4 protein-coding genes, 1 tRNA gene and 2 rRNA genes (1 of these 7 only partly in view) are annotated in these 9138 nt (G+C 65.3%); 5 read left to right on the top strand and 2 right to left on the bottom strand.

Annotated elements, in window-relative coordinates; all coding sequences use genetic code 11:
- The 3 genes from ACFQQC_RS08070 to ACFQQC_RS08060 all read left to right on the top strand — a co-directional run.
- Positions 1 to 2606: ribosomal RNA gene (locus tag ACFQQC_RS08070) — 23S ribosomal RNA — on the top strand; it begins 180 nt to the left of the window's first position.
- A 68-nt stretch (positions 2607 to 2674) separates the two neighbouring features.
- Positions 2675 to 2789 (top strand): 5S ribosomal RNA (gene rrf, locus ACFQQC_RS08065).
- Between the two features lie 59 nt (positions 2790 to 2848).
- Positions 2849 to 2925 (top strand) — tRNA-Met (locus tag ACFQQC_RS08060).
- Between the two features lie 61 nt (positions 2926 to 2986).
- On the opposite strand, the gene ACFQQC_RS08055 is transcribed toward ACFQQC_RS08060, so the two are convergent.
- Positions 2987 to 3832: an SDR family NAD(P)-dependent oxidoreductase gene (locus ACFQQC_RS08055; RefSeq protein WP_376861449.1), complete on the bottom strand. Its 846-nt coding sequence runs from the start codon at positions 3830 to 3832 to the stop codon at positions 2987 to 2989.
- Positions 3833 to 4004: 172 nt separating this feature from the next.
- Here ACFQQC_RS08055 and ACFQQC_RS08050 point away from each other — a divergent pair, with 172 nt between their 5' ends.
- Complete coding sequence (locus tag ACFQQC_RS08050) at positions 4005 to 4379, top strand: BlaI/MecI/CopY family transcriptional regulator (protein WP_376861447.1); 375 nt, start codon at positions 4005 to 4007, stop codon at positions 4377 to 4379.
- On the top strand, positions 4376 to 6148 hold the full coding sequence (locus ACFQQC_RS08045) for a M56 family metallopeptidase (RefSeq protein ID WP_376861446.1): 1773 nt from the start codon (positions 4376 to 4378) through the stop codon (positions 6146 to 6148). The genes ACFQQC_RS08050 and ACFQQC_RS08045 overlap by 4 nt, the downstream gene beginning before the upstream one ends.
- A gap of 54 nt (positions 6149 to 6202) precedes the next feature.
- On the opposite strand, the gene ileS is transcribed toward ACFQQC_RS08045, so the two are convergent.
- On the bottom strand, positions 6203 to 9121 hold the full coding sequence (ileS, locus tag ACFQQC_RS08040) for an isoleucine--tRNA ligase (protein ID WP_376861444.1): 2919 nt from the start codon (positions 9119 to 9121) through the stop codon (positions 6203 to 6205).
- Positions 9122 to 9138 lie beyond the last annotated feature (17 nt).

Below are 9138 nucleotides of genomic sequence, written 5' to 3'. Positions count from 1 at the left end.
TGATTGCTTAAAGGTATAATGACCTGAATACATAGGGTTCATTAAGCGAACCCGGGGAACTGAAACATCTCAGTACCCGGAGGAAAGGACATCAACCGAGACTCCCGTAGTAGTGGCGAGCGAACCGGGACCAGGCCAGTGCTCTTGTGAAATAAAGTCGAACGACCTGGAAAGGTCGGCCATAGCGGGTGACAGCCCCGTAGACATCAAACAGCAAGAGACTCGAGTAGGGCGGGACACGTGAAATCCTGTCTGAACATGGGGGGACCACCCTCCAAGCCTAAGTACTCCTCTACGACCGATAGTGAACAAGTACCGTGAGGGAAAGGTGAAAAGCACCCCAACGAGGGGAGTGAAACAGATCCTGAAATCGGAAGCCTACAAGCAGTCGGAGCCCCCATGCGGGGTGACGGCGTACCTTTTGTATAATGGGTCAGCGACTTCATGTGTCGAGCAAGCTTAAGCCGTTAGGTGTAGGCGCAGCGAAAGCGAGTCTGAATAGGGCGCCAAGTTCGACGTATGACGACCCGAAACCAGGTGATCTATCCATGAGCAGGATGAAGGTTGGGTAACACCAACTGGAGGTCCGAACCCGTGAATGTTGAAAAATTCTGGGATGACTTGTGGATAGGGGTGAAAGGCCAATCAAACCTGGACATAGCTGGTTCTCCGCGAAATCTATTTAGGTAGAGCGTCCGACGAATTCCCTGGGGGGTAGAGCACTGGATGGTTGCGGGCTGCGCGAGCGGTACCAATACTAACCAAACTCCGAATACCCAGGAGAACTATCGGGCAGACACACGGCGGGTGCTAACGTCCGTCGTGAAAAGGGAAACAACCCTAACCATCATCTAAGGCCCCCAAGTACTGGCTAAGTGGGAAACGATGTGGGATTGCTTTGACAATCAGGAGGTTGGCTTAGAAGCAGCCATCCTTTAAAGAAAGCGTAACAGCTCACTGATCAAGCGATCCTGCGCGGAAAATGTAACGGGGCTCAAGCCAGTCGCCGAAGGTATGGGTTTGCACTTTGTGCAAGCGGTAGCGGAGCGTTCCGTAAGCCGGTGAAGGTCAACTGCGAGGTTGGCTGGAGGTATCGGAAGTGAGAATGCTGACATGAGTAACGATAAACAGTGTGAGAAACACTGTCGCCGAAAGACCAAGGGTTCCTGCGTAAAGCTAATCTGCGCAGGGTTAGTCGGCCCCTAAGGCGAGGCTGAAAAGCGTAGTCGATGGGAAGCAGGTAAATATTCCTGCACCAGCTGGAAGTGACGGATGGCGTAAGTTGTCAGGGCTTATTGGATTGTCCTGGCAGCGAAGTTGTCCCTGGAAATAACTCCAGCAGAGACCGTACCCGAAACCGACACAGGTGGTCAGGTAGAGTATACCAAGGCGCTTGAGAGAACTGTGCTGAAGGAACTCGGCAAATTGCACGCGTAACTTCGGAATAAGCGTGACTCACCTAGCGCAAGCTAGACTGAGTGGCACAAGCCAGGGGGTAGCGACTGTTTAGCAAAAACACAGGGCTCTGCGAAGCAGCAATGCGACGTATAGGGTCTGACGCCTGCCCGGTGCCTGAAGGTTAAAGGGAGATGTGAAAGCGTCGAACTGAAGCCCAGGTAAACGGCGGCCGTAACTATAACGGTCCTAAGGTAGCGAAATTCCTTGTCGGGTAAGTTCCGACCTGCACGAATGGCGTAACGACTTCCCCACTGTCTCCAGCACAGGCTCAGTGAAATTGAATTCCCCGTGAAGATGCGGGGTTCCCGCGGTCAGACGGAAAGACCCTATGAACCTTTACTATAGCTTCGCCTTGGCGTTAGCGACCGTATGTGTAGGATAGGTGGGAGACTATGAAACCGGGGCGCCAGCACCGGTGGAGTCATCCTTGAAATACCACCCTTACTGTCGTTGACGTCTAACCGAGGGCCGTTATCCGGTCCCGGGACATGGCGTGGTGGGTAGTTTGACTGGGGCGGTCGCCTCCTAAAGTGTAACGGAGGCGCGCGATGGTGGGCTCAGACCGGTCGGAAATCGGTCGTCGAGTGCAATGGCATAAGCCCGCCTGACTGCGAGACTGACAAGTCGAGCAGAGACGAAAGTCGGCCATAGTGATCCGGTGGTCCCGCGTGGAAGGGCCATCGCTCAACGGATAAAAGGTACTCTAGGGATAACAGGCTGATTTTGCCCAAGAGTCCATATCGACGGCAAAGTTTGGCACCTCGATGTCGGCTCATCACATCCTGGGGCTGGAGCAGGTCCCAAGGGTATGGCTGTTCGCCATTTAAAGTGGTACGTGAGCTGGGTTCAGAACGTCGTGAGACAGTTTGGTCCCTATCTGCCGTGGGTGTTCGAAGCTTGAGAGGATCTGTCCCTAGTACGAGAGGACCGGGATGGACGTACCTCTGGTGGACCTGTCGTGGCGCCAGCTGCGCAGCAGGGTAGCTATGTACGGAATAGATAACCGCTGAAAGCATCTAAGCGGGAAACTAACCTCAAAACAAGGCTTCGCTGAGGATCGTGGAAGACTACCACGTTGATAGGCCAGGTGTGGAAGTGCGGCGACGCATGAAGCTTACTGGTACTAATAATCCGATCGGCTTGATCGTTTCTCAGCAAAACTCATTCGATCTTTGAATAGACAATGTCTTCTCTAATCCACTGACCGCCTGGTTGACCCGGTGGCTATGTCGGAGGTTCCCCACCCGATCCCATCCCGAACTCGGTCGTTAAGCCCTCCAGAGCCAATGGTACTTCGTCTCAAGGCGCGGGAGAGTAGGTCGCCGCCGGGTCTACCAGTCGGTCAATGGATCAGAAAACTTCTCGAACACCTTCCTCACACCACCCCTGACGCGGGATGGAGCAGCCCGGTAGCTCGTCAGGCTCATAACCTGAAGGTCGCAGGTTCAAATCCTGCTCCCGCACCCAAACAAACAAAAAGCCCCGCTCGGCACAAACCGACGGGGCTTTTTGACGTCCGGAGACACGCTCAATCCCGCAGGAACGCCTCGAACCGCGGCGTCCAGTCCGGATGCCAGCGCGACAGCGGCGGGCGGTTCTCGATCACATCGCCGATCGCCCAGGCCATCCGCTTCTCGTCCGTGGCGCGATCAACGTCGTTGTCGGGGCAGAGAATGTAGAAGTCCCCGGCCGCCAGCCGCTCCAGCATGAAGTCGACGGTCTCGACGGCGGTCCAGGCGCCGGCGGGCTTGTCCGTGCGATCGCCGGCGGCGAGGGGCGTCCAGACGAAGCCGGGGATCAGCAGGTGGGCGCTGACCCGGGCGCCCGGCGTGTTGCGCAACTGGTGCTGCAGCGCCTCCGTATAGGCCTTCACCGCCGCCTTCGAGACATTGTAGGCCGGGTTCCCCGGCGGGGTGGTGATGCCCTGCTTCGAGCCGGTGTTGATGATCAGGCCCGGCCGGCCGCGCGCGATCATGCGGGGCGCGAAGACCTGGCTGCCGTCGATCACGCCCCAGACATTGACGCCGATCAGCCTGCGCCAGTCGGTATCCGGCCCGAGGGCGTCGGTGGGGATCTGGATGGCGGCGTTGTTCATGACCACGTCGGCGCCGCCGAAACGGTCGGCTACCGCCCGCTCCAGATCCGCGAGGGCGGAGCGGTCGGAGACATCGATCTCGAAGCCGGCGATCTCGGCGTCCTCGCGCGCGTCCGGCGTCAGCTCGGCCACGGCCGCCGCCAGCCTGTCCGGGCCCAGGTCGGCGATACAGACATGCAGGCCCAGGGCGGCGAAACGGCGGGCGGCGGCCAGTCCGATGCCGGAGGCTCCGCCGGTCACGACCGCGACGGCTCCGGGAACGAGGGCGGGATGGGACATGGTCACTCCTCCGTCTGGCGGCTCACCGGGATGGTAGCCGGGTTTCGCCCCGACGCCAGCAGATGAAAGTCATCCGGCATCCGCCTGTCCACGAGTTCATCTGCCCGCCCTGATCGCGCCGCAATTCGCTACAAGTGTAGCGCTACATTTGTGGCGACGAGGATGGCTGGCAATGATCGAGACACTTCCCAGGCGTGAACGCGAGGTGTTCGAGACCCTGTGTCGGCTCGAGCAGGGCACGACCGGCGCGGTCCGCGCGGCCCTGGCTGATCCGCTCAGCGATTCCGCCGTCCGCACCCTGCTGGCGCGGCTGGAGGCCAAGGGGCTGGTGGCGCGCGAGGCCGGGGAGGGCGGCGTGATCTATCGCCCGGCGCCCGAGCCCGAAATCCTGGCCACGGGAGCCTTGCGCCGGATGGTCGACACCTTTTTCGCCGGTTCGGCGGCCAGCGCCGCGACGGCGCTGCTGGGCCTGACCCGCTCGCTCAAGCCGGAAGAGGTCGAGGCCCTGCGGCGCGCGATCGACGACGCCGGGGAGCGCGACGCATGACCCTCGAACTGTTGCTGGAGCTTCTGGTCAAGTCCGGCCTGATCGCCGGGGCCGGTCTGCTGGTCGCGACGGCCCTGCGCACCCGACCGGCGACGGAAGGCGTGGACGTGCTGCGCGCCACGGTCCTTCTGCTGCTCGCGCTGCCGGTCCTGATGCTGGTCTTGCCCGCCCTGGCTGTTCCCCTGCTGCCTGCGCCGGAGCCGGCGGTGGAGATCGCCTCTGCTCCCCTGTGGGCGGGGAATGTGGGACAGGTCGGGGGCGTCACCGTGTCCGCCTCCCTCTTCGAGCCGAGCCCGGCTCTGGTCGCCGCCATGATCTGGAGCCTGGGCGTCATCCTGGTGCTGGGGCGTTTCGCGCTCGGGCTCCTGACGCTGGTGCGCTGGACCCGGGCCGGGCGACCGGTCACCGCTTCCCGCTGGACATCGCCGTTGGCGGAGCTGTCGAAGACGCGTCAGCCGCGGCTGATCGCCTCCGCCTTCGCTCCGGCGCCGCTCAGCTGGGGTCTGCCGCCCGGGGTGGTTCTGATCAGCGATGACCTGGTCCGGCGGCCGGAATGCGCCCGCGCGGTTCTGGCCCATGAGCTGGCTCACATCCGCCGCCGGGACTGGCTGTTCCTGCTGTTGTCCCGGACCGCCGTCGCCCTGTTCTGGTTCAACCCGCTGGTCTGGTGGCTGCACGCCCGGCTGGCGGCCCGCACCGAGGACGCCGCCGACGCGGCCGCTCTCCAGCACCTCGACCCCGCCGCCTATGCCCGCACCCTGGTCGGTCTCGCCGCCGAGTTCGGCGGGGGCGCGCCCCAATCCGCCGCCGTCGGCCTGACCGGCCCGGCCCGTTCTCTCTCGAAAAGGATCGCTCGCATTATGAAGACGTCTCGCACCCTGCCGTCCCGCCCCTTCTTCCTGGCCCTGACCGTGGGTGGTCTGGCCGTCGTCGCGACGCCGCTGGCGGCCGTGGAGCTGACCTCGCGCGCCGGGGACGCCGTCGTGGCGCCGACCGCGCGGGAGGCCGCCCTGTCCTCTCTGGCGGTTGAACCCGGGGCAGGGGAGCAGCGGAGCGAGGCCCGGACGCGCTGGCCCGCGCCGCCCAAACCGCCTTCGCCCCCCGCGGCGCCGATGCAACTGGCGTGGTCCGCCCCGTCGCCGCCGCCGCCTGCCCCTCCGGCCCCGCCGGCGCCTCCCGCTCCGCAGCTGACGGCGCCGCCTGCCCCTCCGGCTCCTCCGGCGCCCCCGGCTCCCTCTGCGCCGCCCGCGCCTCCTGCTCCGCCCGCGCCGCCGCGCTACTGGCAGGACGGTCGCCAGGCGACGGTGTCCGAAGCGGCGCGTGAGGCGGCGCGCTCAGCCCGCGCTGATGCGGCCCGGGTCCGGGCTGAAGCCGCCAGGATGCGGGCTGAGGAACGGGCGCGTCGCCCTGAGGTGATCGCCGCCGCGCGTGAGGCCGAAGCCGGCGCCGCCCGCGCCCGGGATGCAGCGGTGATCGCCCGAGAACGCGCCGCCGCCGCCCGCGTCGATGCCGCCCGGGCCCGGGCCGAGGGGCGGATCAATATGGCCCGCGGCGCCGACGAGATGGATCGTGGCGCCCGCCAGATGCGCGAGGAAGGTCGTCGCCTGCAGGATCCGGCCTATCGCGCCCAGGTCATCCAGCGTCAGCAGGCGCAGGGCAGTCCTGTGACGGACGCCGAGCTGCGGGAGCTGTCGACGACCCTGCCGCAGCGGGCCGACGACCTGGAGCGCCGCGCCGCTGACCTGAGGAGTCGGTCTCGCGAGGGCTGATCCCTTCGCCGGAAAGAGAAACGGCCCCGTCCGGGTTCGGACGGGGCTGTTCTGTTATGCGCCCTGGGCGTCCAGGAAGCGGACGGCGTCCGCGTCGCGGGCGCTGAGTTCCGGGTAGTCCGGATCGGAGCCGACGTCGGGCACCTTGCGCCACGAACGGGCGCATTTCGGATAGTCGGCCAGCCTGACCTCGACCGTGACGGCCTCGCCGCCGTGGACCAGTTCGGCGCCCGAGGTCCGGAAGACCTCGGCGGCGTCCAGTCCGTCGAAGGCCGCGAAGGCGTCGGCCGGACCGGTCACGACCGGCCAGGCGTCCAGAGCCCCGCCGATGACCTTGTCGCGGCGGGCCGCTTCCAGCGCTTCGTTGACGACTTCCAGCACAGTCTGGACCTTGGCCCAACGCTGGGCCTCATCCGCGTTCTCCCACTCGGCGGGCGTCTGCGGGATGACGCGGGCGCAGTTGGAGCCGCCGTCGGGGTAGCGGGTGGTCCAGGCCTCTTCCATGGTGAAGGGCGTCAGCGGGGCCAGCCATGCGGTCAGACGGGCGAAGACCTCGTCCATCACCGTGCGGGCCGCGCGACGGCGGATGCTGTCGGAACGGTCGCAATAGAGGCTGTCCTTGCGGACGTCGAAATAGAGGGCCGACAGGTCGCTCGAGCAGAACTCCAGCACCGGACGGACGACGTCCTGGAAGCGGTATTCGTCGTAGGCGGCGCGGACCTGGCCATCCAGTTCATGCAGGCGATGGAGGATGAACTTCTCCAGCGGCGGCATGTCGGCGTAGGGCAGGCGCTCGGCCTCGTCGAAACCGGCCAGGGCGCCCAGCAGGTAGCGGACGGTGTTGCGCAGCTTGCGATAGGCGTCGACCGTGGTCTGCAGGATCTGTTTGCCGATCCGCTGGTCCTCGGAATAGTCGACCAGGGCCACCCACAGACGCAGGATGTCGGCGCCGCTCTCCTTGATGATGGTCAGGGGATCGGTCGTGTTGCCCTTGGACTTGGACATCTTCTCCCCCTTCTCGTCGAGGGTGAAGCCGTGGGTCAGAACCGCCTTGAACGGGGCGCGGCCGCGGGTGCCGCAGCCTTCCAGCAGGGAGGACTGGAACCAGCCGCGGTGCTGGTCGGAACCTTCCAGATAGAGGTCGGCCGGCCAGTGGGCCGGACGGTCGCCGGTGTAGCCGTGCTCGGCCGTGCGCGGGTCGAGCGTAAAGGCGTGGGTCGAGCCGGAATCGAACCAGACGTCCAGGATGTCCTCGACCTTCTCGTAACGCGAGACGTCGTGGGTGCCGAGGAAGTCGCTGTCCGGAGCGGTGAACCAGACGTCCGCGCCGCCCTTGGCCACCGCCGCAACGATGCGAGCGTCGACTTCCGGGTCATGCAACGGCTGGCCGGTCTGCTTGTCGATATACATGGCCAGGGGCGTGCCCCAGGCGCGCTGGCGGCTGACCAGCCAGTCGGGGCGGCCCTCGACCATCGAGCGGATGCGGTTGCGCCCGCCCGCCGGGTGGAAGGCGGTATCGTCGATGGCCTGCAGGGCGGTTTCGCGCAGGGTGTCGCCCGACTTGAGCGGCTCGTCCATGCGGATGAACCACTGGGGCGTGTTGCGGAAGATGACCGGGGCCTTCGACCGCCACGAGTGCGGGTAGGAGTGCTCCAGTCGACCGCGCGCCAGCAGATTGCCGGCCTCGATCAGCTTCTCCATCACCGCGCCGTTGGCCGGACCGAACTTGCCGGTCTTCTTGCCTTCGGTCTCCAGCACCTTCAGGCCCGCGAACAGCGGAACCGAAGGATAGTAGGCGCCGTCCGGGTCGACGGTGTCCGGCACCTCGTGATGACCGTGGGCCTTCCAGACCTCGAAGTCGTCGGCGCCGTGGCCCGGAGCGGTGTGCACGAAGCCGGTGCCGGCGTCGTCGGTGACGTGGTCGCCGGCCAGCAGGGGCACGGAGAAGCCATAACCGCTGTCCAGCGCGGCCAGCGGGTGGGCGCACTCGAGGCCCGACGGATTGATCTGGTAGACGCGGGTCCAGGCGGCGATCTTGGCGGCCTTGAAGACATCCTCGGCCAGCTTGTCGGCGACGATCAGACGATCGCCGGGCTTGGCCCAGGGCTCGAACTCCAGCCCCTCTTCCATCGCCGTGACCTCATAGAGGCCGTAGCTGATCTCGGGACCATAGCTGATGGCGCGGTTGGCCGGGATGGTCCACGGGGTGGTCGTCCAGATGACGATCGACGGCGTGCTGGCGCGGAAGCTCAGCAGGTCGTCCTCGTGATCGTCCGAGGCGCCGGTGACCGGGAACTTCACCCAGATCGTCGGGCTGACGTGGTCGTGGTACTCGATCTCGGCGTCGGCCAGCGCCGTGCGCTCGACCGGCGACCACATCACCGGCTTGGAGCCGCGATAGAGCTGGCCCGAGTTCTTGAACTTGTGGAACTCGGCGACGATGGCGGCCTCGGAGGCGTAATCCATCGTGGCGTAGCGGTTGGCGAAGTCGCCGGTGATGCCGAGACGTTTGAACTGGTCGCGCTGCAGGTCGATGTATTTGCCCGCGTACTCGCGGCAGGCGGCGCGGAACTCGTCCTTGGAGACCTCGTCCTTGCGGCGGCCCTTGGCGCGGAACTGCTCCTCGATCTTCCACTCGATCGGCAGGCCGTGGCAGTCCCAGCCGGGGACGTAGTCGACGTCGTAGCCCAGCAGGAAGCGGCTGCGGACGACGAAGTCCTTCAGCGTCTTGTTCAGCGCGTGGCCGATGTGGATGTCGCCGTTGGCGTAGGGCGGGCCGTCGTGCAGGACGTAGAGGGGCGCGCCCTCGGACTGTCGCTGCTTGCGCAGGGCGCCGTACAGGTCGCCCCACTGCTCGAGGATCAACGGCTCCTTCTGCGGCAGGCCGCCGCGCATGGGGAAGGGCGTCTCCGGCAGGAAGACGGTGTCGCGGTAGTCGCGGCCGGTGGGGGTGTCGTGGTCGGCGTCAGCCATGAAGTCGGTCTCGTCGT

Source organism: Brevundimonas sp. GCM10030266 (assembly GCF_042666595.1).
Lineage (GTDB): Bacteria > Pseudomonadota > Alphaproteobacteria > Caulobacterales > Caulobacteraceae > Brevundimonas.
The sequence above is the reverse complement of the archived record's forward strand: the minus strand, read 5'-3'. Positions and strand labels throughout refer to the sequence as shown.